This is a genomic window from Streptomyces sp. HSG2 (genome assembly GCF_016598575.1).
Taxonomy (GTDB): domain Bacteria; phylum Actinomycetota; class Actinomycetes; order Streptomycetales; family Streptomycetaceae; genus Streptomyces.
In genome coordinates, this window is the sequence record NZ_CP066801.1 from 2,046,582 (window position 1) to 2,069,728 (window position 23,147).

At 71.9% G+C, this 23,147-nt stretch carries 23 protein-coding genes; 11 read left to right on the forward strand and 12 right to left on the reverse strand.

Translation table 11 applies throughout. From position 1 onward, the window contains the following. Window positions 1-69 precede the first annotated feature (69 nt). From JEK78_RS08380 to JEK78_RS08435, 12 genes are all read right to left on the reverse strand, one after another. Window positions 70-462 carry a YccF domain-containing protein gene (locus JEK78_RS08380; protein WP_200263479.1) on the reverse strand — a complete coding sequence of 131 codons (393 nt, stop codon included), beginning with the start codon at window positions 460-462 and terminating at the stop codon, window positions 70-72. Then, the gene (htpX, locus tag JEK78_RS08385; protein ID WP_200263480.1) at window positions 459-1,322 is read right to left on the reverse strand and encodes a zinc metalloprotease HtpX; all 864 of its coding nucleotides are present in this window, start codon (window positions 1,320-1,322) and stop codon (window positions 459-461) included. The genes JEK78_RS08380 and htpX overlap by 4 nt, the downstream gene beginning before the upstream one ends. A 249-nt stretch (window positions 1,323-1,571) precedes the next feature. Beyond that, complete coding sequence (locus JEK78_RS08390) at window positions 1,572-3,095, reverse strand: NADH-quinone oxidoreductase subunit N (protein WP_200263481.1); 1,524 nt, start codon at window positions 3,093-3,095, stop codon at window positions 1,572-1,574. Then, complete coding sequence (locus JEK78_RS08395) at window positions 3,092-4,666, reverse strand: NADH-quinone oxidoreductase subunit M (protein ID WP_200263482.1); 1,575 nt, start codon at window positions 4,664-4,666, stop codon at window positions 3,092-3,094. Before JEK78_RS08395 ends, JEK78_RS08390 begins: the two co-directional genes overlap by 4 nt. A 6-nt stretch (window positions 4,667-4,672) precedes the next feature. Next, window positions 4,673-6,583, reverse strand: a complete 1,911-nt coding sequence (locus JEK78_RS08400) for an NADH-quinone oxidoreductase subunit L (protein ID WP_200263483.1) — start codon at window positions 6,581-6,583, stop codon at window positions 4,673-4,675. Beyond that, the gene (nuoK, locus tag JEK78_RS08405) at window positions 6,580-6,984 is read right to left on the reverse strand and encodes an NADH-quinone oxidoreductase subunit NuoK (RefSeq protein WP_200263484.1); all 405 of its coding nucleotides are present in this window, start codon (window positions 6,982-6,984) and stop codon (window positions 6,580-6,582) included. Before nuoK ends, JEK78_RS08400 begins: the two co-directional genes overlap by 4 nt. Further along, entirely contained in the window at window positions 6,984-7,601 is a 618-nt protein-coding gene (locus tag JEK78_RS08410; protein ID WP_242483382.1) for an NADH-quinone oxidoreductase subunit J, read from the reverse strand. Before JEK78_RS08410 ends, nuoK begins: the two co-directional genes overlap by 1 nt. A gap of 56 nt (window positions 7,602-7,657) precedes the next feature. Then, on the reverse strand, window positions 7,658-8,224 hold the full coding sequence (locus tag JEK78_RS08415; RefSeq protein ID WP_200263485.1) for an NADH-quinone oxidoreductase subunit I: 567 nt from the start codon (window positions 8,222-8,224) through the stop codon (window positions 7,658-7,660). Further along, complete coding sequence (locus JEK78_RS08420) at window positions 8,221-9,192, reverse strand: complex I subunit 1 family protein (protein ID WP_200263486.1); 972 nt, start codon at window positions 9,190-9,192, stop codon at window positions 8,221-8,223. The genes JEK78_RS08415 and JEK78_RS08420 overlap by 4 nt, the downstream gene beginning before the upstream one ends. After that, a complete protein-coding gene (locus tag JEK78_RS08425) occupies window positions 9,189-10,598 on the reverse strand; it encodes an NADH-quinone oxidoreductase subunit C (RefSeq protein WP_200263487.1) in 1,410 nt (469 codons plus the stop codon). Before JEK78_RS08425 ends, JEK78_RS08420 begins: the two co-directional genes overlap by 4 nt. After that, window positions 10,595-11,233: an NADH-quinone oxidoreductase subunit B gene (locus JEK78_RS08430; RefSeq protein ID WP_200264045.1), complete on the reverse strand. Its 639-nt coding sequence runs from the start codon at window positions 11,231-11,233 to the stop codon at window positions 10,595-10,597. Before JEK78_RS08430 ends, JEK78_RS08425 begins: the two co-directional genes overlap by 4 nt. A gap of 83 nt (window positions 11,234-11,316) precedes the next feature. Continuing rightward, window positions 11,317-11,724, reverse strand: coding sequence for an NADH-quinone oxidoreductase subunit A (locus JEK78_RS08435; RefSeq protein ID WP_200264046.1), 408 nt, complete (start codon window positions 11,722-11,724; stop codon window positions 11,317-11,319). A gap of 303 nt (window positions 11,725-12,027) precedes the next feature. On the opposite strand from JEK78_RS08435, the gene JEK78_RS08440 reads away from it, so the two are divergent. The 11 genes from JEK78_RS08440 (at window position 12,028) to rarD (ending at window position 23,090) form a co-directional block, all read left to right on the forward strand. Next, window positions 12,028-13,254, forward strand: coding sequence for a sensor histidine kinase (locus JEK78_RS08440; protein ID WP_200263488.1), 1,227 nt, complete (start codon window positions 12,028-12,030; stop codon window positions 13,252-13,254). 108 nt (window positions 13,255-13,362) lie between these two features. Further along, window positions 13,363-14,076: a sensor domain-containing protein gene (locus JEK78_RS08445; protein WP_200263489.1), complete on the forward strand. Its 714-nt coding sequence runs from the start codon at window positions 13,363-13,365 to the stop codon at window positions 14,074-14,076. Between the two features lie 131 nt (window positions 14,077-14,207). After that, the gene (locus tag JEK78_RS08450; protein WP_200264047.1) at window positions 14,208-14,879 is read left to right on the forward strand and encodes a response regulator transcription factor; all 672 of its coding nucleotides are present in this window, start codon (window positions 14,208-14,210) and stop codon (window positions 14,877-14,879) included. A gap of 110 nt (window positions 14,880-14,989) precedes the next feature. Next, window positions 14,990-15,127 (forward strand): hypothetical protein, encoded by a 138-nt coding sequence (locus tag JEK78_RS08455; protein ID WP_200263490.1) that lies wholly within the window; start codon window positions 14,990-14,992, stop codon window positions 15,125-15,127. Between the two features lie 444 nt (window positions 15,128-15,571). Then, complete coding sequence (locus tag JEK78_RS08460) at window positions 15,572-15,775, forward strand: hypothetical protein (RefSeq protein WP_242483302.1); 204 nt, start codon at window positions 15,572-15,574, stop codon at window positions 15,773-15,775. Window positions 15,776-15,841: 66 nt separating this feature from the next. Beyond that, window positions 15,842-16,609, forward strand: coding sequence for an ATP-binding cassette domain-containing protein (locus JEK78_RS08465; RefSeq protein ID WP_200263492.1), 768 nt, complete (start codon window positions 15,842-15,844; stop codon window positions 16,607-16,609). Further along, window positions 16,606-17,838, forward strand: a complete 1,233-nt coding sequence (locus JEK78_RS08470; RefSeq protein ID WP_242483303.1) for an ABC transporter permease — start codon at window positions 16,606-16,608, stop codon at window positions 17,836-17,838. Before JEK78_RS08465 ends, JEK78_RS08470 begins: the two co-directional genes overlap by 4 nt. Next, window positions 17,832-18,458 carry a hypothetical protein gene (locus JEK78_RS08475; protein ID WP_242483304.1) on the forward strand — a complete coding sequence of 209 codons (627 nt, stop codon included), beginning with the start codon at window positions 17,832-17,834 and terminating at the stop codon, window positions 18,456-18,458. Before JEK78_RS08470 ends, JEK78_RS08475 begins: the two co-directional genes overlap by 7 nt. 383 nt (window positions 18,459-18,841) lie before the next feature. Continuing rightward, window positions 18,842-20,773 (forward strand): 2-oxoacid:acceptor oxidoreductase subunit alpha, encoded by a 1,932-nt coding sequence (locus JEK78_RS08480; RefSeq protein ID WP_200263493.1) that lies wholly within the window; start codon window positions 18,842-18,844, stop codon window positions 20,771-20,773. Further along, window positions 20,766-21,824 (forward strand): 2-oxoacid:ferredoxin oxidoreductase subunit beta, encoded by a 1,059-nt coding sequence (locus JEK78_RS08485; protein WP_200263494.1) that lies wholly within the window; start codon window positions 20,766-20,768, stop codon window positions 21,822-21,824. Before JEK78_RS08480 ends, JEK78_RS08485 begins: the two co-directional genes overlap by 8 nt. 252 nt (window positions 21,825-22,076) lie before the next feature. Further along, the gene (gene rarD / locus JEK78_RS08490) at window positions 22,077-23,090 is read left to right on the forward strand and encodes an EamA family transporter RarD (RefSeq protein WP_200263495.1); all 1,014 of its coding nucleotides are present in this window, start codon (window positions 22,077-22,079) and stop codon (window positions 23,088-23,090) included. Window positions 23,091-23,147 lie beyond the last annotated feature (57 nt).

A 23,147-nucleotide genomic window follows, 5' to 3' on the forward strand; every position in this document is an offset into this window, starting at 1 on the left:
CGTCGAACGGCGCCGCACAGCCCCGCCCATAGCGACGCCGGGCCCGGAACGGGTCCACGAGAGCGCCGCTCAGAACCCCGCGAAGGGCTGGTCCGTGCGGACGATCTCCCGGCCCAGCGGGAGCAGGGAGACCGGGATGAGCTTGAAGTTGGCGATGCCCAGCGGGATGCCGATGATCGTCACGCAGAGCGCGAGCCCGGTCACGACGTGTCCCAGCGCCAGCCACCAGCCGGCGAGCACCAGCCAGAGCACGTTGCCGACGCAGGACGGCGCCCCGGCGTCGCGCCGCTCGATCGTGGTGTAGCCGAACGGCCACAGTGCGTAGACACCGATCCGGAAGGCGGCGATGCCGAAGGGGATGCCGATGATCGTGAGGCAGAGCAGCAGGCCGGCGGTCACGTACGCGAGGAACAGCCAGAAGCCGCTCAGGACGAGCCAGATGACGTTCAGGATGGTCTTCATCGGTGGCCACCTGCCATCTCTTCGAGTCGGGCGATGCGTTCCGCCATCGGCGGGTGCGTGGCGAACATCCTGGACATTCCCTGACCTGGGCGGAAGGGATTCGCGATCATCATGTGGCTCGCCGTCTCGATGCGGGGCTCCGGGGGCAGAGGCAGTTGTCGGGTGCCCGCCTCCAGCTTACGCAGGGCACGCGCGAGGGCGAGGGGGTCGCCGGTGAGGCGGGCACCGGAGGCGTCGGCCTCGTACTCGCGAGAGCGGCTGATGGCGAGCTGGACGAGCGACGCCGCGAGCGGGCCGAGGATCATGACGAGCACCATGCCGATCAGGCCGGGACCCTCGTCGTCGTCCGTGCGGCCGATCGGTATCAGCCAGGCGAAGTTCACCAGGAACATGATCACGGACGCGAGGGCGCCGGCGACGGAGGAGATCAGGATGTCCCGGTTGTGGACGTGGCTCAACTCGTGACCGATGACGCCGCGCAACTCCCGTTCGTCGAGTAGGCGCAGGATGCCGTCGGTGCAGCACACCGCCGCGTTGCGCGGGTTGCGCCCGGTGGCGAAGGCGTTGGGGGCCTGGGTCGGGGAGATGTACAGGCGGGGCATGGGTCGGCGGGCCTGGGTGGAGAGCTCGCGGACGATGCGGTACAGGGTGGGGGCCTCGAACTCGCTCACCGGTCGCGCGCGCATCGCACGGAGGGCGAGCTTGTCGCTGTTCCAGTAGGCGTAGGAGTTCGTCCCGAGGGCGACGAGGACGGCGACGACGAGACCGGTGCGGCCGAAGAGCCCGCCGATGACGATGATGAGCGCGGACAGTCCTCCGAGGAGGACGGCTGTCCTCAACCCGTTGTGCCGGCGGTGCACGGTGCGCCCTCCCTGTGGTGCGGCGGAGGGGACCCTTCCGCTCACTGGCCGTGGTTCGTCGGGGCCACCCGTGCGCGGTCGGCGCCGGCGGTGCCGCGGTGTCCGTCCACTGGGTCCCTCCCATGAGGGTCAACGCCGGGCGGTGGGGCTCGGTTCCCGGGCGGGTCGGGAGGGACGGGGCCCCGCGGATGGCCGCACCCGTGGCGTGCCCCCGCGCCCGGTGCCGCGTGGGGCACGACGGGGGGCGGTTCAGAAGAGGCCGGCGTCGGTGAGGCGCAGCAGCGGTTGGGGCGCGAGGGACAGGGCGAGGGCGAGAAGCGCGGTGACGGCCAGGGCCAGGGCGAGCGGCGGACTCCATCGGTGCTCCCGCGCCACCTGGGCGGGCCCTCGGAACAGCAGGGCGGCCCACCGGAGGTAGTAGTACATCGCGATCACCACGTTGGCGGCCATGATGCCGGCCAGCCAACCCGACCCCGCGTCCACGGCCGCCGCGAAGACGACGACCTTGCCGAACACACCGACGATCCCGGGGGGCAGACCGGCGAGGCAGAGCAGGAAGAAGGCCAGGAGCAGCGCGGTCAGGGGGTGGGTGGCATACAGGCCCCGGTAGTCGACCAGCCGGTTGTCGGCGCGGGCACGCCCGACCCATGCGGCCACGGTGAACGCCCCGAGGTTCGCCGTCGCGTAGATCAGGGCGTAGGCGAGCGTGGCGCCGACGGCGGGTCCGGGCTCCTCGGTGTACGCGGCGGCGGCGATCGGCACCAGGAGGTAGCCGGCCTGGCCGACGGAGGACCAGGCGAGCAGGCGGACCGCGCCGGAGGGGCGCGCGACCGACTGGCGGAGCGCCCCGGTGTTGCCGACGGTCATGGTGAGCGCGGCCAGCGCGGCCAGCGCGGGCCCCCAGACGTCGCCTTGGGAGGGCAGGGCGACGACGGTGACCAGGATCAGCCCGGCGAGACCGGCGGCCTTGCCGGTGACGGAGAGGTAGGCGGCCACGGGCAGCGGCGCCCCGACGTAGGTGTCGGGGACCCAGAAGTGGAAGGGCGCGACGGCCGTCTTGAAGGCGAACCCGACGAGTGTGATGACGACCCCGACGTGGACGAGGGTGCCGAGTTGTCCGTCCGCGGTCGGGACGCGGCGGGCGAGGTCGTCGAGGAAGAGGGTGCCGGTGGCGGCGTAGAGGAAGCTGACGCCCATCAGGGTGACGGCGGTGGCGGTGACGGACGACAGGAAGAACGTGAGGGCGGCCTCGGCGGAGCGCCGGTCGCCGTGCCGCATCCCGACCAGGGCGAAGGCGGGCAGGGAGACGACCTCCAGGGCGACGACGAGGGTGGCGAGGTCGCGGGCGGCGGGCAGCAGGGCGGCGCCCGCCGCCGAGGAGAGCAGCAGGAACCAGTACTCGCCCTGGGGCGCGGGGTGACGGTCCTGGCCCCGCCGGGTGACGGAGAGGAGTGCGGCGACCAGGGCGCCGCCCAGCACCAGGAGTTGTGTGACCAGGGCGAAGGGGTCCGCGACGTAGGCGCACAGGTCCGGCTCGCGGCTGAGGCAGAAGGTGCGCCGCTCGCCGTCGGCCAGGAAGGGGAGGGTGAGCAGTGCGGTGCCGAGTCCGCCGACGGAGAACCAGCCGAGGAGCGCCTTGTCACGGGCCGGGAGGAAGAGGTCGGCGAGGAGGACGCCGAGGGCGACGAACGCCACCAGGGTGGGCGGGGCGATGGTGAGCCAGTCGACGGACTGGACGAGGCTCTGGGCCAGTGGCTCGGGCGGGGAGTTCATCGGCCGCCTCCCAGGAGGAGTCGCTGGACGGCGGGGTCGGTCAGGCCGAGGAGGGCGCGGGGCCAGAGTCCGACGAGCACGACGAGGGCGACCAGCGGGCTCCAGGCGGCGAGTTCGTATCCTCGCGCGTCGGGCAGGCGGGGGCCGCGCCCCTCGGTGGGGCCCATGCAGACGCGGCGGACCACGATCAGCAGGTAGGCCGCGGTCAGCAGGGTGCCGAAGGCTCCGACGGCGGTGAAGGCGAGGTAGGCGGGCCGGTTCAGGCCGGGCGCCGGGTCGAAGGCACCGAAGAGGGCCAACATCTCGCCCCAGAAGCCGGCGAGTCCGGGGAGTCCGAGCGAGGCGACCGCGGCGAACGCCAGCAGCGCGCCGAGCCGGGGCGCCCTCCCGTACAGCGCGGCGCCGCCCCGCTCGGCGAGGGTGTCGAGGTCGGTGCCACCGGCGCGTTCCCCGACGGCGCCGACGAGGAAGAACAGCAGGCCGGTGACGAGGCCGTGGGCGACGTTGGCGAAGAGCGCGCCGTTGACGCCGGTGGGAGTCATGGTGGCGATGCCGAGCAGGACGAAGCCGATGTGGCCTACGGAGGAGTAGGCGATGAGGCGTTTCAGGTCGCCGCCGGCTCCGGTCCTGGCGAGGGCGAGACACGCCAGTGAGCCGTAGACGATTCCCACGACGGCGAACGCGGCGAGGTAGGGCGCGAAGACGCGGAAGCCGTCCGGGGCGATCGGCAGGGCGACGCGGACGAGGCCGTAGGTCCCCATCTTCAGCAGGACGCCGGCCAGCAGGACGGAGCCGACGGTCGGGGCGGCGGTGTGGGCGTCGGGCAGCCAGCTGTGCAACGGCCACATCGGGGCCTTGACGGCGAGACCGATTCCGATCGCGAGGACGGCGGTGATCTGGGTGGTCGTGGTCAGCGAGCGGCCGTTGTCGGCGGCGAGCGCCACCATGTCGAACGTGCCGGCGCCGAGCCCGATCAGCAGCAGGCCCAGGAGCATGACGACGGAACCGAGGAGCGTGTAGAGCAGGAACTTCCAGGCGGCGGCCGACCGTTCGGCGCCGCCCCAACGGGCGATGAGGAAGTACATCGGGACGAGCACGGTCTCGAAGGCGAGGAAGAACAGCAGCAGGTCGAGCGCGGCGAAGGTGGCCAGGGTCCCGGTCTCCAGCAGGAGCAGCAGGGCGACGAAGCCCCGCGGGCCGTGGACCCGGGGCTTCTCGCGCGCGGAGTGGAGGGCGCAGAGGAAGGTCAGCAGGGCGGTGAGGAGCAGCAGCGGGAGGGAGACGCCGTCGACGCCGAGGTGGAGGCGCACATCGAGGGCGGGGATCCAGCCGATGTCGATCGTGGCCTGGGTGCTGCCGGACCGGCCGTGGTCGAAGCCGAGGGCCAGGACGACGGCGGCGGCGAGGACGGCCCCGGTGACGGTGACGCCGTGGCGCAGTACGGCTTGTTCGGGGGAGGCGCCCCTCAGCCCCGGCGGTGCGGGCAGCAGGGCGGCGACGGATCCGAGGAGCGGTGCCAGGACGACGAACGCCAAGAGGAGCACCATCACGGACTCGCTGATGTCGATCACGTCGGCTCACGCTCCCGTGGCGGCGAGGACGGCGGCGACCGCGAGCACGACGGTGCCGGCGAGCAGCGCGGTCAGGTAGGTCTGGACGTTGCCGGTCTGGGCCCGGCGGGCGGCGGCGCCGAGCAGTCGGGGCAGGGCGCCGGCGCCTCGTACGTAGGTGTCGACGACCTCCCGGTCGAGAAACCGCACAAGGGTCGCCCCCGCCAGGATGGGGCGGACGAAGAGCCTTGTGTACACGCGGTCGAGGTGGAAGCCGAGGGCCGCGTGTCGGTACAGCGGGCCCAGCAGGACGGCGCCGGGGTCCGTCGCCCTCGGCTCGGGTGGGAGAGGCGAGGCGCGGTGGCGAGCGGCTCGGGTGTGCAGCCAGGCGCCCCAGGTGAGGAGGCCGCCGGCGAGGGCGACCCCGGTGCCCAGCACGGAGGTGGTGAGCGTGGGGGCCAACTCGCCGCCGTCGAACCACTCGGGGATCACCCGGAAGGCGATCCCGCCGAAGGCGAGCGAAGGCACGGCCAGCGCCCACAGTACGGCGTCGAGCACGACCGGTCGCCGGACACGGTCGGGGGCCTCCGGTCCGTCGCCTCGGAAGGCGAGCAGCCACAGGCGCGTGGCGTAGGCGCCGGTGAGCAGCGCCGCGAGGACACCGGAAACCAGGATGAGCCCACCGGACGCGGCGGGCACGCCCGCGATGTGGCCGGAGACGGCCCGCTCGGCGGTTCCCAGGACGGACTCCTTGGAGAAGAACCCGCTGAATGGGGGGACGGCGGCGAGCGCGAGCAGCGCGATCGTCATCGTCCAGAAGGCGTCGGGCACCCGGTGACGCACCCCGCGCATCCCGGACATGGCGGCCAACGAGTGGGTGCCGACGGCGAGGGCGAGCACCCCGGCGGCGAGGAACAGCAGGGCCTTGAAGGCCCCGTGGGCGAGGAGGTGGAAGACGGCCGCCCCCCGGTCCGCGACGGCCAGGGCGCCGACCATGTAGCCGAGTTGGCCCATGGTGGAGTAGGCGAGGACGCGTTTGACGTCGTCCTGGGCGAGCGCGGCGAGCCCCGAGCCCACCATCGTCACCGAGGCCATGACGGCGAGGACGATCATCGCGGCTCCGGAGGCGGTGAAGACCGGGAGGAGCCTGGCGACGAGGTAGACGCCGGCGGCGACCATCGTGGCGGCGTGGATGAGCGCGGAGACCGGGGTGGGGCCGGCCATCGCGTCGGGGAGCCAGGTGTGCAGCGGGAACTGGGCCGACTTCCCGGCGACGCCGGCCAGGAGCAGCAGCGCGATGGGAGTCGGGTGGTCGAGGTCGCCGGCCGCCACGGTGTCCAGGATTCGGCGCAGGGCGAAGGACCCGGTGTCGGTGGCCAGCGCGAACAGACCGATCAGGAAGGGGACGTCGCCGAGCTTGGTGACCAGGAAGGCCTTCGGCGCGGCCGAACGGGCCCGCGACGTCTCCCAGTGATGGCCGATCAGGAAGTAGGAGCAGATGCCCATCACCTCCCATCCGACCAGGAGCAGCATCAGGTCGCCGGAGTAGACGACGAGGAGCATGGCGGAGGTGAACAGCGAGATCAGCGCCGCGTAGGAGGGGTAGCGCGGGTCGCCCGCGAGGTAGCCGGTCGAGTAGACCTGCACGGCGGTGGCCACGAAGGCGACCAGGACGGCCACGAGGGCGGCGAACCCGTCGACGTACAGGGCGAGCTCGATCGGGATCGACCCGGTGGGTGTCAGTTCGGTGGCCGCCGCGAGCGTCGCGCCTCCCCCCTGCCGGGCGGCGACCGCCACGGCCAGGGCGAGGGCGGCGAGCGTGGGCAGCACCGCGAGCGGGCGGGCGAAGCCGGGGGCCCGACCTCCCGAGAAGAGCGCGACCACGGCGCCGAGGAAGGGCAGCAGCGGCACGAGGACAGCGAGGCTGATGGTGGTCACGGGGTGGCCTCGGTCCTCTCGTCGGGCCCGGTGGACGGGCTCGGACCGGCCGGACCGCCCGCTCCCGTCTCCCCCGGGTGGGCGGGCTCGGCGGTGGCGCGCGACCCGTCGATGCCGGAGCCGCCCCGGGCCCGGTGGACGGCCAGGACGATCGCCAGTCCGATGCCGATCTCCGCCGCGGCCACGGCGATCGTGAACAGGGTCAGGACCTGCCCCGAGCGGAGGGTGTCCACGGCCGCGCGGCCGAGCCACACGTCGAAGGCGACCAGGTTGAGGTTGACGGCGCTGAGCATCAGCTCCACGGACATCAGCACGAGGATCGCGTTGCGGCGGGCGAGGACCCCGTACAGCCCGACACAGAAGAGGAGCGCGGACAGGACCGCGGGGTAGGCGAGGTGCATCAGCCGGCTCCGCCCCGCCCGTCGCGCTCCTCGGCGGACGGGCCGCCCGCCCGGCGGGCGGAGGCACTGTCCGCCGCCCGGTCGGACGCACCCGGCCTCCGGGACAACACGATCGCGCCGACCAGAGCGGCCAACAGGAGCACGGAGAGGGCCTCGAAGGGCAACACCCAGTACCGGAAGAGGCCGGCGCCCGTCACCCCGGTGGATCCGGCGGGCGGCCCCCCGAGGTCGATCCAGGTCGTCCGGAAGGCGTCGACGACCACCCAGACCAGGACGGCGGCGGAGGCGAGGGCGACGGCGAGCGCGGCCACCCGGTTGCCCGAGTCCGCGTCGGGCGAGGGGCCGATCGGCGCCCGGGTGAGCATCAGCCCGAACAGCAACAGCACGACGACCGACCCGACGTAGACGAGGACCTGCACCCACGCGATGAACTCGGCGGTGAGCAGCAGGTACTCGACAGCCAGGCCGCCCAGGGCGACCACCAGCCACAACGCGGCGTGGACAAGCCTACGGGTGGTGACGGTCAGGACGGCGGCACCGAGGGTGACCAGACCGACCATCAGGAAGGCGATCTCGACACCGGTCGGGGAGAGGAAGCCGGCTGACTCCGCGGCCACCGGGAGGACGACGTGGCCGGAGGCAGGCGCGGGGACGCCGACGGCCGCCGGGACGCTCACCCCCCGTCCTCCGGCCGCCGCCCCGACGCGCCGGAGGACCCGGCACGGTTCGGCTTGTCCACGCTCCGTCGGGCGGCGGCGAGTTCCTTCGCCTCCTCCGCCCCCGGATCGAGGGCGGGCGGCGCGGGGACGGTCCACATCCACTCACGGAGCCGGTCCCGCTCGTGGGTGAGGTCCCGGATGTCCGTCTCCGCGTACTCGAACTCGGGGGACCAGAACAGGGCGTCGAACGGACAGACCTCGATGCAGATGCCGCAGTACATGCAGAGGGCGAAATCGATGGCGAAGCGGTCCAGGACGTTGCGGCTGCGCTCCCTGCCCCCGGGGGTCGCCGGGGGGAGGGTCTCCTTGTGGGAGTCGATGTAGACGCACCAGTCCGGGCACTCCCGGGCGCACAGCATGCAGACGGTGCAGTTCTCCTCGAACAGCCCGATCACGCCCCGGGTACGGGGCGGCAACGAGGGCTGGACCTCGGGATACCGCTCGGTGACGGCGCGCCTCGTCATCGTGCGGAGGGTGACGGCCAGACCCTTGGCCAGACCGGAACCGGGTACGCGGCTCACCCGCTGATCACCACCTTGACGACGCCGGTGAGGGCGATCTGGGCGAGCGCGAGGGGAACGAGCACGGTCCACGCGAGTCTCTGCAACTGGTCCTCCCGCAACCTGGGGTGGGTGACCCGCGACCAGATCACCACGAAGACGAGCAGGGCGGTCTTGAGCAGCGTCCACACCCAGCCCAGCCCCTCGGCGCCCCAGGGGCCGTGCCAACCGCCGAGGAACAGCACCGCGGTCAGGCCGCACAGGACGACGATCCCGGCGTACTCGGCGAGGAGGAAGAAGGCGAAACGCAGCCCGGTGTACTCGGTGTAGGCACCGAAGACGATCTCCGAGTCCGCCACCGGCATGTCGAACGGGGGACGCTGCAACTCCGCGAGGCCGGCGACGAAGAAGACCCCCGCGCCCACGATCTGCCAGGGAAGCCACCACCACGCGAAGGCGTCCAGGATGCCCACCAGCGAGACGGTGCCCGCCGCCATCGCCACGGACGCGGCGGCCAGCAGCATCGGCAGTTCGTAGGCCAGCAGTTGGGCGGCGGTGCGGACTCCTCCGAGCAGGGAGAACTTGTTTCCCGAGGCCCAACCGGCCATGAGCGAGCCGAGGACGGCGACGGCCATGACGGCGAGGACGAAGAAGATCCCGGCGTCGACCACCTGGCCGACGGCCCCCTCCCCCGGACCCACCGGGATGACCGACAGCACCAACAGGTACGGCAGCAACGCCACCGCCGGCGCCATCCGGAAGACCACGCGATCGGCTCCCGCCGGCACCACGTCCTCCTTCTGGGCGAACTTGACGCCGTCGGCGACGAGCTGCGCCCAGCCGTGGAAGCCACCGGCGCGCATCGGGCCCAGCCGGCCCTGCATGTGCGCCATCACCTTGTGCTCGGCCTGGCCGACGAGCAGCGGAAGGACGAGGAACGCGGCGAAGACGGCCAGGATTCGCGGGGCGGCGTCGAGTACGGCGGTCATCGGGTCCCCCCGCCCGGCTCCGGCCGGTCGTCCGTCCCGGAACGCTCCTCGGCCTCGGACCGGTCGTCCGACTCCCCCCGGCCGGCCGGCCCCCGTCGGCCTTCCGCCTCCGGTGGATCCCCCGACTCCGGCCCGTCCGCCGGGTTCGGTCGATCCACCCGCTCCTCGGCCTCCGGGCCGTCCGGAGCGTCGGAGTCGCGGGTGGGCGCCCCGCGCCGGCGGTCCGTCGGTCCCGACGTCTCCTCGAAGGCGTTCTCCTCGAAGGCGGGAACGGCGTGATGCCAGGGGGCATCGGAGGCGACGGGAGGCGCCGCGTCCCCGCCGCCTGGCGGCGTTCGGCGCGCCCCGGGCTCCCCCTCGGGCCTCGCCGGACGCTCCTCCGCGCTCCCGCCCGTGCCGGACCCGGATCCCGTGCCGGGTCCCGTGCCGTTGCCGGAACCCGGCTCCGGTGCCGCCGGTCCCGGCGCCGAGGCGCGGCGGCTCGCCGAGCCCTCCGAGGCGCGGCGGGACCGCCGGGGGCCGGCGGGGCGGGCTTCGGACGCGGCTCGTTGCGAGGCTGAGCCCCCGGCGGCGCTCCTGTTCCGTCGCGCTCGGGGGGCGGCCGCGCCGGACGTCCCGGAAGTCCCCGGTCCCGCCGCCCCGGGAGTCTTCGGACCAGGAGGGTCGGGGGCCGGGCCGGGGGCCGGCCGGCCGGTCCTGTCGCGCCTCGCCGGGCGGTTCGATTCGGGCCCGCGCCGCCCGCTGTCCCCGCTGTCCCCGCTGTCGTCCGGTTCGGCTACGGCGCCGGCGTCGGTCGGGAGCGCCGGGGCGTCGGCGGGGGCGGCCGGGGGGGCTTCCCGCAGCGGACCCCACTCGCGGGGGTCGGGTACGCCGGGCGGCAGCACGGGACGGCGTCGACCGGCTCGGCCCGTGCCGGCGGATGACTCCCCCGGCTCCTTCGCCCCGGGCCACGCCTTGGCCACCCGGGCGGCCAGGACGAAGTCCTTGCGCAGCGGGTGACCTTCGAAGCCGTCGGGCAGCAGCAGGTGGTCCAGCCCCGGATGGCCCCGGAAGTCGACGCCGAACATCTCGTGGGTCTCGCGCTCGTGCCAGGCCGCGCCCGCGTAGACGTCCACCGCCGACGCCAGGACCGGGGAGACGTGCGGGACGGTCGTCCGCAGCAGCAGGCGACGCACCGGCGACAGGGCCACCACGTGGGCGGCGACCCGGAATCCGTCGCCGGGCTCGTCGACCGCGCTCAGCCAGTCGAAGTAGGAACAGCCCAGCCGATCCCGCGCGGTGCGCAGGGCGCCGACCCACTCGACGGGCGGCACGTCGACGGTCAGCACGTCGTAGGCCTCCTCGGCGCGCGCCCCGGAGCCGAAGAGTTCCTCGGCTCCGGCGGGCAGCCAACCGACCGGGGTCATCGGCCCTCTCCGTCCGCGCCCTCGCCGGGGGTGTCGGGTCGTCTCGGCGACGTCCGGGGCGGCGCCACCGGGTCGCTCCGCAACTCGGCCGGCGAGGGTCGGGAGGGGGCGTCGACCCCGTACCGCTCCGGCAGCGACTCCCCGGCGATCCGCTCCTGGAGCTTCAGGATCCCCTGGAGCAGCGCCTCGGGACGCGGGGGGCAGCCCGGGACGTAGACGTCGACGGGGATGATCTGGTCGACGCCCTTGGTGACGGAGTAGGAGTCCCAGTAGGGGCCGCCGCAGTTGGAGCAGGCACCGAAGGAGATCACGTACTTCGGCTCGGGCATCTGCTCGTAGAGGCGCTTCACCGCGGGTGCCATCTTGTCCGTCACCGTGCCCGACACGACCATCAGGTCGGCCTGGCGCGGGCCGGGGGCGAAGGGGATGACGCCGAGCCGGATGAAGTCGTGACGGGCCATGGAGGCGGCGATGAACTCGATGGCGCAGCAGGCCAGACCGAAGTTGAACACCCAGAGGGAGTAGCGCCGACCCCAGTTCAGGACGACCTTCATCGGCTCGGGAGCCAGCCGGGCCAGCGCGCCGAGCCGGCCGGGCGCCGCCACCGGCACCGGTCCGGGCCGCGACTCCGGCAGCGGGTCGCCCGCCGGTCGCGCCCACACCGGTCCGGCCGGCCGTTCCGGCCCGGGCCCACGACCGAGGCCCGGGGAGTCGGGATTCACGTCCACGTCAGGACGCCCTTCTTGTACGCGTACAACAGGCCGACGGCCAGGAAGCCCAGGAAGACGAACATCTCCACGAGCGTCGTGGCGCCGTAGGCGGGGTCGGCGAAGACCGTCGCCCAGGGGAACAGGAAGACGGAATCGATCGCGAAGATCACGTAGAGGAACGCGTAGACGTAGTACCGGACCTGGGTGTGGGCCCAGCCCTCCCCCACCGGATCGACGCCGCACTCGTAGGTCAGGAGCTTCTCCGGGGTGGGCACGACGGGTCGCAGCAACCGGGCGGCGCCGAACGCCCCGGCGACGAACAGCGCCCCGACGACGGCGAGCAGGCCGACGACCGAGTAGGACGCGAAGTAGTCGGCGGCCACGGACGTCGTGGCCACGACGGTCGGTTCCGGCACGTCCGCCCCTCGTTCCTGATCTTCGCTCACGGTCGGGTCCGGACCGCGCGCCCCGGCCGTGCCCCGGTCGCGCGCCACGCCGGCGCGCACGCCGTCGGCCTCCCGGGCGCTCGGCGTTCCGTACGCACGGGAGTCTAGTGCCGCTTCCGGTCGCCTCCGCCCGTCGGGGAACGATGCCGCGCCGGGTCCCGGGCGCGCCGCCCGGGACCCGGGGCGTTCGAGCCGGGGTGGGGTTTGCCCCAGGGAGACCCGGTGGGGCCGCCCGATGGCGCCGAACGGCCGGACACCGGCAGGCTGGGCGGCATGACCGAACCCCCGATGTCGCCGGCCCGTCCGATCCCGGGCCGCGGAGCGGACGCGGACCGCCCGCCGCCGGTCCGCCTCGCCTACGACCGGCGCACCTGGAAGGAGGTGGCCCACCTGCTGGCGAACCTGCCGGTGGCGCTGGTCGGTTTCGCCTACGTCGCGACGGTGCTGCTGACCGGGCCGGTGCTGGCGGTGACGGCCGTCGGGCTCCCCCCGCTCGCCGCGGGGCTCCTGGGGGCGCGCAGGTTGGGGGAATGGGAGCGAGCGCGGGCGCGAGCGCTGCTCGGGGTGTGGGTGAGGGAGCCGACCCCGCTGCCGGCGCGCGGATGGACGGGCTTCGGCCGCCCGATGTGGATGGCGCTGTCCGACCCGGTCGCCTGGCGCGCGGTGTTGTACCACTTCGTCCGGGGGCCGTGGGCGGTTCTCGCCTTCGGCGTGACGGTGGCGTCGCTGCTCGTGTTGTGGCCTGCGCTGCCGTTCGTCGCTCGGGCCCTCACCAACGTGGACCGGATGATGGTGAGGTGGCTGCTCTGCCCCTCCGACGCGCTCGAACGCCGGATCGCCGAGCTGGAGTCGGACCGGGGTGTGGTGGTGGACACCGCGGCCGCCGACCTGCGGCGCATCGAACGCGACCTGCACGACGGCGCACAGGCGCGCCTGGTCAATCTGGCGATGGGCCTCGGACTGGCCCGCGAGAGGCTGCGGGAGGACCCGGGGGCGGCGGCGGCGCTGGTCGACGAGGCGCACAGCGAGGCGAAGCTGGCGCTGCGGGAGCTGCGGGACCTGGCTCGCGGCATCCATCCGGCCGTGCTCACCGACCGGGGGTTGGACGCCGCGTTGTCCTCGATCGCCGCGCGCTGTCCCGTCCCCGTCGACGTGCGGATCGACCTGCCGAGCAGACCGGCCGAGGCCATCGAGGGCATCGCCTACTTCACGGTCTGCGAGTTGCTCCAGAACGTCGGCAGGCACAGCGGTGCCGAGACGGCGTCGGTGGAGGTGTGGCGGGTCGGGGGACGGCTGTTGATCCAGGTCCGGGACGACGGCCGGGGAGGGGCGCGGCCCGCCGGGGGCACGGGCCTGGCGGGGCTCGACGAACGCCTGGGCTCGGTCGACGGGCTGCTGGCCGTCGACTCTCCCGAGGGCGGACCGACGGCGGTGACGGCGGAGTTGCCGTGGCGGGACCGGGACTCGCGGGCGGGCCGGGAGCGAGCCTCCCGGCCTTGACGGACCTCGGCACAGGACGCCGCCGCGCTCCTCGGTGGGGCGACGGCGGCCGGCACGGGCGGGTGGCGCAGGGCGACCCGCAAGGCGACGAGGAGAGGGAGGACACCGATGGCCACCGGCCTCGGACACGATCGACGGGCCCCCGAGCCCGGTTCCGCGCACTCCGGCTCCGGTGGGCGGGCGGCGCACGATCGCGCCCACCGGTCCCGCGCGCGCCGGCGCGGCGGGGAGTTCGGGTACCTGCTGCTGGGTCCGCCGATCGGCGTGGCCTTCCTGTGCTGCTTCGTCCTCTCGACCGTGGGGATGGGTCTGGCCCCGACGTTCCTCGGACTTCCCCTGCTGGCGGCCGGACTCGCCGGTTGTCGGGGGCTCGGCGCGCTGGAGCGGTCCCGGGCTCGCGCCCTGCTGGGGGTCCGGATCGCCGCGCCCGAGCCGACGCGGCGGCGGGGCTCGGGGGCGACGGCGTCGATGACGGCGGTGATCCGCGACGGCGCCTCGTGGCGGGCGCTGCTCTACGCCCTGCTGCACCCGCCCCTGACGCTCGTCTCCTTCGTGGCGACCGTGACGGTCGGCACCTGCGGGGTGGCCATGCTGACATACCCGCTCTGGTTCTGGGTTTTCCCGGTGTTCGTCGGCGAGGGGGGAGTCCAGCCGTATCCGGACGGAACCCACGAGATCCGCTGGGACGGCCCGTGGGAGATAGCGGCGATCGCCGTGGGGGGACTGCTGCTCGCCGCTCTCGCGACGCTCCTCGTCCGGGCTTTCACGACGGTGGACCGCCTGCTGGTGCGCGGTCTGCTGGGAGCGCGTTCGAGGGCGTGAGCCCGAGGTCGCCGGGCAAGGCGCCGGCCGACGAAGGTGGCCCCCCTGGGGCGGGCCCCGGGGTGGCTGGGATGCTGGGGGTCGTCGGGGACGTGGGCGACGGGCTCGCGCGGGCCGGGGGGAGCGGGATCATGGGGGACGGGGTACGGGTCGTCATCGCCGAGGACTCGGTGCTGCTCAGGGAAGGGTTGACGCGGCTGCTGACGGATCTCGGCCACGAGGTGGTGGCGAGTGTCGGCGACGGCGAGCGGCTGCTGGCGACCGTCGCCGAACTGGACGGACGGGGGAAACTCCCCGACGTCGTCGTGGCGGACGTGCGGATGCCGCCGACCCACACCGACGAAGGGGTGCGGGCGGCGGTGCGGCTGCGTCGGGCGCACCCGGACCTGGGGGTGCTGGTGCTCTCCCAGTACGTCGAGGAGCGTTACGCGACCGAGTTGTTGGCGGGTTCCACGCGGGGGGTGGGCTACCTGCTCAAGGACCGGGTGGCCGAGGTCCGCGACTTCGTGGAGGCGGTGGTGCGGGTGGCGGGCGGTGGCACCGCGCTGGACCCGGAGGTGGTGGCACAGTTGCTGGGGCGCAGCCGCAAACAGGACGCGCTGGCGGGACTGACGCCGCGTGAACGCGAGGTCCTGGGACTGATGGCGGAGGGACGGACCAACGCGGCCATCGCCACACGCCTGGTGGTGGGTCAGGGTGCGGTCGAGAAGCACGTCGGCAACATCTTCCTCAAGTTGGGACTGCCCCCGAGCGCCGGAGCCCACCGCAGGGTCCTGGCGGTCCTCGCCCACCTCGGCTACTGAGCACCGGGCTCCGGGCGCACACCGAGGGTGGGGGATCGAACCCGCCACGCCGTACTCCTCATCCGAAGGGACGAGCGCGAACGCCGCTCGGGCACGGGTCGTTCCCACTGGTGTGGAGTGGGACGACCGGCCGACACCGGCCGCGGCGGACGGCGCTGGACAAAGCCGCCGCGAAGTTGTTCAACTCGCTGATCAAGGTCGAGTACATCCACCGGCACCTGTTCGCCACCGAACCGAGGTCCGCCTGAAGATCGCCACCTGGATCACCGGGTTCTACCACCCGCGACGCAGGCACAGCGCGGTCGGCGGCCCGCCGCCGGAAGAGTTCGAACGGACCATCACCGAAGCACGCAAGAAGAGCGACCAGAGCTGCCAGGCCGTATAGGAGAGGTCTCTACGAAACCAGAGGATCGACAGGGGTGCTCGCTGGTCACACATCGCGTGCGCGTGCCGCGGGTTGATCAGGATGTGGGCAGTTGAGTGATCGAATTTCGGACAAGATCATGTGTGGGTAGCCTCGGGCCTGTGAGTGTGGCATGCAGTCACCTGCGAGCCGGGAACGACCCGGTGCACGGCCCCTTAGGGGCTCTGCGTGCTTGGGGGAGGAAATCTTCATGCGTATGGGCGCCACGCTTGCGAGCGCTACCCTGCTGTTCGGGTCTACGCCTGCTTCGGCTGGCACGACCGGCGCCTTGGCGCTTTCCTGCAAGACCAGCGCCGGCAGCACGGGCGGCTGCGCGGAGTGCACCGGCTCCGGCCAGTGGCGTGCGAAGGCCGTGTGCGACTGGGAGGGTGACAGATACTCGGAGCGGGCTGACCAGAAGACCGGGACGGTTCGGGTCTACCTGCCGGACTGCAAGTGGAGCATTGAGAAGGTCGTTGTCGAGCTGCTCTGACGCTCACCGACTGAGCGCGCTGGGGCGTGGCGAACGTACGCCCCAGCGCTGTCAAGAGGAACACACATGCCACTACTCGAAGTGAAAGACCTCCATCAAGGGTACAGGCGCAAACCGGTTATTCGGGGGCTCAGTCTGGAACTTGAGGCCGGAGCCTTCGGTCTGCTCGGTCCCAACGGCGCTGGGAAGAGCACGCTACTGCGGAGCCTCGCCACCGTAAGTCGACCCACTTCGGGCAGCGTTCGCCTGTTCGGCTTCGGGCTCGCCACGGCCAAGGAGCTCCGGACAGCCCGGCGAGAGATCGGGTTCCTGCCGCAGAGCTTCGCCTACCCCGCTGACTTCACGGTGACCGATTTCGTGAGGCACTGTGCCTGGCTGCGCGAAGTTCCACGACGTCGCATCCCGGAGGCGGCGAAGGAGGCCATTGAGCGGGTGGAACTGGCTGATCAGGCGAGCACACCCCTCCGAAGGCTGTCCGGTGGCATGCTGCGTCGTGCTGGTATCGCCCAGGCGATCGCCGGACATCCGCGGCTGGTGATCCTCGACGAGCCCACCACAGGGCTCGACCCGCATCAGAGGGTCAGATTCAGGAAACTCATAAGAGACTTGGCCCAGGACAGCTGTGTCCTCCTGAGTACTCACCTCGTGGAGGACGTCTCGCACACGTGCTCGCGTATCGGTGTGTTGTATCAGGGAACCCTGCGCTTCGTTGGTGCGCCGGCCGAACTGGAGACGCTGGCCGCGGCTGATGCGCCCGGTGATACGCCTTTGGAGAGGGGCTATGCCTCGGCCCTGGGCGCTCCGCCCTCACAGGACATGGCCGGAGCGCCATGACGGGCTTCGTTGTCGAGCTTCGCCGAACTCCCATGCGTTGGGCGGCACTGCCCCTGATCGTCGCGGCTGCCGCCATGGTCTTCTTCGTCGGCGGTGACTGGAAGGGGTCCTGGCCGGAGACCTCGGCCGCGGCAACCAGAGCGGCCATGCCGCTGATGATCGCTGGAATGGGTCTTGCCGCTCACCGCGCGTCCCAAATGCGGCGTAGCGGCTCGGACACACTCCTTGCCGCGCGCCCCCTGCCGCAGGTCGAACTGACACGCCTGACCGCCGATGCCGTGTGGCTCAGTGCTGTCTATCTGCTCTGCACCGCGCTCGCGTGGATGGTCACAGCCGGTGCCCCGGGTGCGCCGTGGCCCGAGTACGTCCTCTTCGGTCTCTCCGGGATCCTCTTCGCGCTCGCACTTGGCTACTTCACCGGCCGAGTGCTACCCAACCGTTTCACCGGTGCGATCGCAGCGGTCGGCGGGTTCCTGCTGTTCAGCCTCGTCTTCAGCTCGCAATCCTCCCCGCTCGCCCACGTCGTCTTCTACCACTCCATCGACGTTCGTCTGTCGGCAACGCATCTGGCATGGCGACTGTCCGTCACCGCGTTCGCCGTCGCGGCCATGTGTACCGTCAGTTCGCTGTTGAGTCGTGACGCGCGTATGAAGGGAGCGGCCGGCGCAGGGGGGGTCCTCTCACTTGCGACGCTGGTCTGTCTCTTCGCCATGCCGGGCAACAGCAGCGCCTTGCTCGAGCCTCGCCAGGCGGCAGAACCCGTGTGTGTGCCCGGCGGCGGAAGCTCGGTTTGCGTATGGCCTGAACACGCGAAGCGCCTTCCCGAAGCCGTCGCGGCGGCGCAGAAGGTGGCCGGCGCCGCGCAGGGAGTTCTCCCTCCCCCACAGCGCTACGCGGAGCAAGGGCTGGGGAGAACCGGGTCGGGTGGCTTCACCCTGGACCACGGGCAGCGTGACCTGCTGCACACCGTCCTTCTTGAGATGACGGCCCCGCACAAGACGTGGTGTGAGGCCGAACCAGAGGCCAAGACGGAACAGAGGATGTACGCGGGGCTTCGCCTTGAGGCGTGGCTGGAAGCACGCGCCACGGGCTCGGACAAACTGCCCGCGTACGACTACTCAGGGGACACGACTTGGCAGTCGGACGTACGTGGTGTCCTGAACCTGCCGAGTGGAGAGCAAGCCGTCCACGCGAAGCGGTGGGCGGCAGAGGCGGGGGCGTCGTGCTGACTGGTGAGCGCGGCTTCTCACCCCTCAGTAGCCACATCAGATCGCACCACGGCCTGCGATCCTTCGCGTTCATGGTCGCCTGTGCCGTCGTGCTCACCTGGTGGGGCGGGCAGGCTGTCCTCTTCCCGAACATGGGTGGTGCAGAGCCCGTTCCCGCCTCTGGCGCAGCCTTCATGCCGCTGTTGCTGGCTATCGGAGTGCCGGTCTCGACCATCGACGGGATGGGGGACTTCTCCAAGGCCGCGGCCTTGCCCCGACGCCGGGTACGAGCACTGCACCTGGCTGGGGCATTCGGAATCGCGGTGCTCCTGGCGTGCGCCGCGCTTCTGGTCTCAGGCGATCTGGACACGCTCCCACTTGCTCTCAGGAACTTGCTGGGGTTCACGGGGCTGGCGGGGGTTTCCGCCGCTATCCTCGGTTTCAGGCTCTCTTGGCTGCTCCCTCTTGTCCAGACAGTGCCTGCATTTCTGCTAGGTACCCCGGGCATGGGCGGAGCCGAAGCACAGTGGTGGGAATGGCCCAGGGCAAGTATGGAGAGCGGACTGGCATGGGGGATGGCAACCGCCCTGATGGCAGGGGGTACGTTCCTGACCGTACTCTGCGGTGATCGCAGGGGGTGATCTGAGGTCCCCCGTTGTCTCCCGTTGTCTCCCGTGCGACACGACAGGAGGTGACGGCCCTGATCATTGCCTGACACGCCGGCGCCTCGGTGGGGGTGTTCTGAACCCCTGATGCACACCGAGGGTCGGGGATCGAACCCGCCACGCCGTACTCCTCACCCGAACGGAAGAGCGCGAACGCCGCTCGGGCACGGGTCGTTCCCACTGGTGTGGAGTGGGACGACCGGCCGACACCGGCCGCGGCGGCCGTGGCGGACGGCGGAGGAACCTCGTTCAAGATGCGAATGTCCAACCGACGTCGACCACTCCGGACGTAGGCTTGATCCCGGGATGGTCCGCGGGCGACCACGCCCCGGACAGCCGCCTTGAGGGAGGTCCACGTAGTGACCAGTGAGGTCAGCAGCCCAGCGGAGCAGGTCGGCGAAGACGTCGAGGGAGAGCGGCGCGGCGCGGCGGAGGGCAAGGACGTCCGCCGACTGGACCGGGTGGTGATCCGGTTCGCGGGTGACTCCGGCGACGGCATGCAACTCACCGGCGACCGCTTCACCTCGGAGACCGCGTCCTTCGGCAACGACCTGTCGACGCTCCCGAACTTCCCGGCGGAGATCCGTGCCCCGGCCGGGACACTGCCGGGTGTCTCGTCCTTCCAGTTGCACTTCGCCGACCACGACATCCTGACCCCCGGCGACGCCCCCGACGTCCTGGTCGCCATGAACCCGGCCGCGTTGCGGGCCAACCTCCCCGACCTGCCGCGCGGTGCGGAGATCATTGTCAACACGGACGAGTTCACCCGGCGCGCACTGCAGAAGGTCGGCTATCGGGTGTCCCCCCTGGAGGACGGGACCCTGGACGGCCACCAGGTCCACCCGGTGCCGCTGACCACCCTGACGGTGGAGGCCCTCGCGGGGTTCGACCTGAGCAGGAAGGAGGCCGAGCGCAGCAAGAACATGTTCGCGCTGGGCCTGTTGAGCTGGCTGTACCACCGGCCCACGGAGGGGACCGAGGAGTTCCTCCGGACGAAGTTCGCCAAGCGTCCGGAGATCGCCGAGGCGAACATCGCGGCGTTCCGGGCGGGCTTCAACTTCGGCGAGACGACCGAGGACTTCGCCGTCTCCTACGAGATCGCGCCCGCCGCCCAGGCGTTCCCTCCGGGTGTCTATCGCAACATCTCGGGCAACCTGGCACTGGCCTACGGGCTGATCGCCGCGAGCCGGCAGGCGGACCTTCCGCTCTTCCTGGGGTCGTACCCGATCACACCCGCCTCGGACATCCTGCACGAACTGTCCCGGCACAAGAACTTCGGCGTGCGCACGTTCCAGGCCGAGGACGAGATCGCGGCCATCGGCGCGGCACTCGGGGCGGCGTTCGGCGGGTCGCTCGCGGTGACGACGACGTCCGGCCCCGGGGTGGCCTTGAAGAGCGAGACCGTCGGGCTGGCGGTCTCCCTGGAACTGCCGCTCCTGATCGTCGACATCCAGCGTGGCGGCCCGTCGACGGGTCTGCCGACCAAGACCGAACAGGCCGACCTCCTGCAGGCGATGTACGGCCGCAACGGCGAGGCACCGGTGCCCGTGGTCGCCGCCCGCACGCCCGCGGACTGCTTCGACGCCGCTCTGGAGGCGGCGCGGATCGCGCTGGTCCACCGCACCCCCGTCTTCCTCCTCTCGGACGGATACCTGGCCAACGGCAGCGAGCCCTGGCGCGTCCCGGACCTGACCGAACTGCCGGACCTGACGGTGCGGTTCGCCCAGAAGGCCAACCACACCCTGGAGGACGGCAGCGAGGTGTTCTGGCCCTACAAGCGGGATCCGCGGACACTGGCGCGCCCGTGGGCCGTCCCCGGGACCCCAGGACTGGAGCACCGGATCGGCGGGATCGAGAAGCGGGACGGCTCGGGCGAGATCTCCTACGACCCGGCCAACCACGAGCACATGGTGCGCACCCGTCAGGCGAGGATCGACACCATCGACGTCGACGATCTGCGGGTGGACGACCCCGACGGCGCCGCCCGCACCCTGCTGCTGGGCTGGGGGTCGACCTACGGGCCGGCGACGGCGGCCGTCCGACGGGTCCGGGCCGGCGGTCGCCGGGTGGCCCAGGCGCACCTGCGGCACCTCAACCCCTTCCCGTCCAACCTCGGCGCGGTCCTCGACCGATACGACAAGGTCGTGGTCCCCGAGATGAACCTCGGTCAGCTCGCCACCCTCGTCCGGGCCAGGTACCTGGTCGACGTCCGCTCCCACAACCAGGTCAACGGCATGCCGTTCAAGGCGGAGGACCTCGCCGCGGCGCTGAAGGAGGCCATCGATGACTGACCCGGGCACCCTGCTGCATCTGGTCCCCCGAGCGGAGGGCCGGCAGACGATGAAGGACTTCAAGTCCGACCAGGAGGTGCGCTGGTGTCCCGGTTGCGGGGACTACGCCGTGCTCGCCGCCGTCCAGGGCTTTCTCCCGGAGCTCGGCCTGGCCAGGGAGAACATCGTGTTCGTCTCCGGCATCGGCTGCTCGTCCCGCTTCCCCTACTACATGAACACCTACGGGATGCACTCCGTCCACGGACGCGCCCCCGCCATCGCGACCGGGCTGGCCGTCTCCCGACGCGACCTGTCCGTCTGGGTCGTCACCGGGGACGGGGACGCCCTGTCGATCGGCGGGAACCACCTCATCCACGCTCTGCGCCGCAATGTCAACCTCAAGATCCTGCTCTTCAACAACCGTATCTACGGGCTGACCAAGGGGCAGTACTCGCCCACCTCCGAGAGCGGCAAGATCACCAAGTCGACGCCGATGGGTTCCCTGGACGCCCCCTTCAACCCGGTCTCCCTGGCCTTGGGCGCCGAGGCGGGCTTCGTCGCCCGCACGATCGACTCCGACCGCAAGCACCTCACCGAGACCCTGCGTCAGGCGGCGGACCACCCCGGCACCGCCCTCGTCGAGATCTACCAGAACTGCAACATCTACAACGACGGCGCCTTCGAGACCCTCAAGGACCGGCAACGGGCCGAGGACGCCGTCATCCGACTCGAACACAGCCGGCCGATCCTGTTCGGGGCGGACGGTTCCCGAGGCGTCGTACGCGATCACCGCACCGGGGACCTGGAGGTGGTCACGGTCACCCCGGAGAACGGTTCCGAGGTCCTCGTGCACGACGCTCGGGCGACGTCCCCCACGACGGCCTTCGCTCTCTCCCGGCTCGCCGACCCGGCCACCCTGCACCACACCCCCATCGGGGTCTTCCGCGCCGTCCGGCGGCCGGTCTACGACACGCTCATGAGCGACCAGCTGGAGAACGCCGTCGAGCGGGAGGGCAAGGGTGACCTCGCGGCCCTGCTCGCGGGGGGCGACACCTGGACGGTGCCCGGCTGACCCGAAGGGACGCCCGACGCCGAGCCGCCACGAGGTCCGGACCGCGCCTTTCGGTCCGGACCTCGGTGTGTGACTCGCGCGACACCCGCGAGGAGGGTCAGCAGGACCACTCGCCCCTCCCACCGGCCTGATCCCCACCCTCCCCCGCACCCGTCCCGCACTGTCATGACCGTATGGCGATACAGGCATGACAGACGACGGGTGGCGACGTTACCTTCGTCCCGGCACGAGCGACGACGAGAGGTGGTGCCCGTGGCCGGGTCATCGAGGGGCGATCAGCGCACTGGCCTGCTGAACGGCGTCGCTGCGTACGGGATGTGGGGGCTCGTCCCCTTGTTCTGGCCCCTGCTCATGCCCGCCGGCGCCACCGAGATCCTCGCCCACCGGATGGTGTGGTCACTCGCCTTCGTCGCCGTGGCGCTCCTCGTCGTGCGTCGCTGGGCGTGGGTGCCGGATCTGCTGCGCCGTCCGCGTCGACTGGCCCTCGTCGCCGTCGCCGCCTCGGTGATCTCGGTCAACTGGGGTCTCTACATCTGGGCGGTGAACAGCGGCCACGTCGTGGAGGCGTCGCTGGGGTACTTCATCAATCCCCTGGTCACCATCGCCATGGGGGTACTGCTCCTGAAGGAGCGACTGCGGCCCACCCAATGGGCCGCCGTGGGGACGGGCTTCGCGGCCGTGGTCGTCCTCACCGTCGGGTACGGCCGGCTCCCGTGGATCTCCCTCTGTCTCGCCTTCTCCTTCGCCGTCTACGGACTGGTGAAGAAGCGAGTCGGCCTCGGCGGCGTCGAGTCCCTCGCGGCCGAGACGGCCATCCAGTTCCTCCCGGCGCTCGGCTTCCTGTGGTGGCTGGCGGCGCGCGGCGAATCCACCTTCGCGAGCGAGGGCGTCGGGCACGCGGCCCTACTGGCCGCGACGGGCCTGGTCACGGCCGTCCCCCTGGTCTGTTTCGGCGCTGCGGCCATCCGTGTGCCGCTCTCCACCCTGGGCCTGCTCCAGTACCTGGCTCCTGTTTTCCAGTTCCTCCTCGGCGTGCTGTACTTCCGCGAGGCCATGCCGCCCGAGCGGTGGGCCGGCTTCGCGCTGGTGTGGCTGGCTCTCACCCTGCTGACCTGGGACGCGCTGCGCACGGCCCGGCGCGGTGCCCGCGCGCTTCGTGAGCGGGCGGCGGCCGGTTCCACCGAAGCCGGCGCCGCCACGCTCGCCGCACCGCGTCCCCCGGCAGGCGAATCGACGGCACCCGCGGCCGACCCCGTCCCCCGATAGGAGGCCCGCGGACTCCGCCCCGACCGGGCCCGACCAGAGGACGAGGAACACCGCCCC

What these genes read in the sequence shown, in the direction of transcription:
- JEK78_RS08380 (WP_200263479.1), bottom strand. Translation starts at nt 462, where the DNA reads ATGAAGACCATCCTGAACGTCATCTGGCTCGTCCTGAGCGGCTTCTGG.
- JEK78_RS08390 (WP_200263481.1), bottom strand. Translation starts at nt 3,095, where the DNA reads ATGAACTCCCCGCCCGAGCCACTGGCCCAGAGCCTCGTCCAGTCCGTC.
- nuoK (WP_200263484.1), bottom strand. Translation starts at nt 6,984, where the DNA reads ATGCACCTCGCCTACCCCGCGGTCCTGTCCGCGCTCCTCTTCTGTGTC.
- JEK78_RS08420 (WP_200263486.1), bottom strand. Translation starts at nt 9,192, where the DNA reads ATGACCGCCGTACTCGACGCCGCCCCGCGAATCCTGGCCGTCTTCGCC.
- JEK78_RS08425 (WP_200263487.1), bottom strand. Translation starts at nt 10,598, where the DNA reads ATGACCCCGGTCGGTTGGCTGCCCGCCGGAGCCGAGGAACTCTTCGGC.
- JEK78_RS08440 (WP_200263488.1), top strand. Translation starts at nt 12,028, where the DNA reads ATGACCGAACCCCCGATGTCGCCGGCCCGTCCGATCCCGGGCCGCGGA.
- JEK78_RS08445 (WP_200263489.1), top strand. Translation starts at nt 13,363, where the DNA reads ATGGCCACCGGCCTCGGACACGATCGACGGGCCCCCGAGCCCGGTTCC.
- JEK78_RS08450 (WP_200264047.1), top strand. Translation starts at nt 14,208, where the DNA reads ATGGGGGACGGGGTACGGGTCGTCATCGCCGAGGACTCGGTGCTGCTC.
- JEK78_RS08465 (WP_200263492.1), top strand. Translation starts at nt 15,842, where the DNA reads ATGCCACTACTCGAAGTGAAAGACCTCCATCAAGGGTACAGGCGCAAA.
- JEK78_RS08470 (WP_242483303.1), top strand. Translation starts at nt 16,606, where the DNA reads ATGACGGGCTTCGTTGTCGAGCTTCGCCGAACTCCCATGCGTTGGGCG.
- JEK78_RS08485 (WP_200263494.1), top strand. Translation starts at nt 20,766, where the DNA reads ATGACTGACCCGGGCACCCTGCTGCATCTGGTCCCCCGAGCGGAGGGC.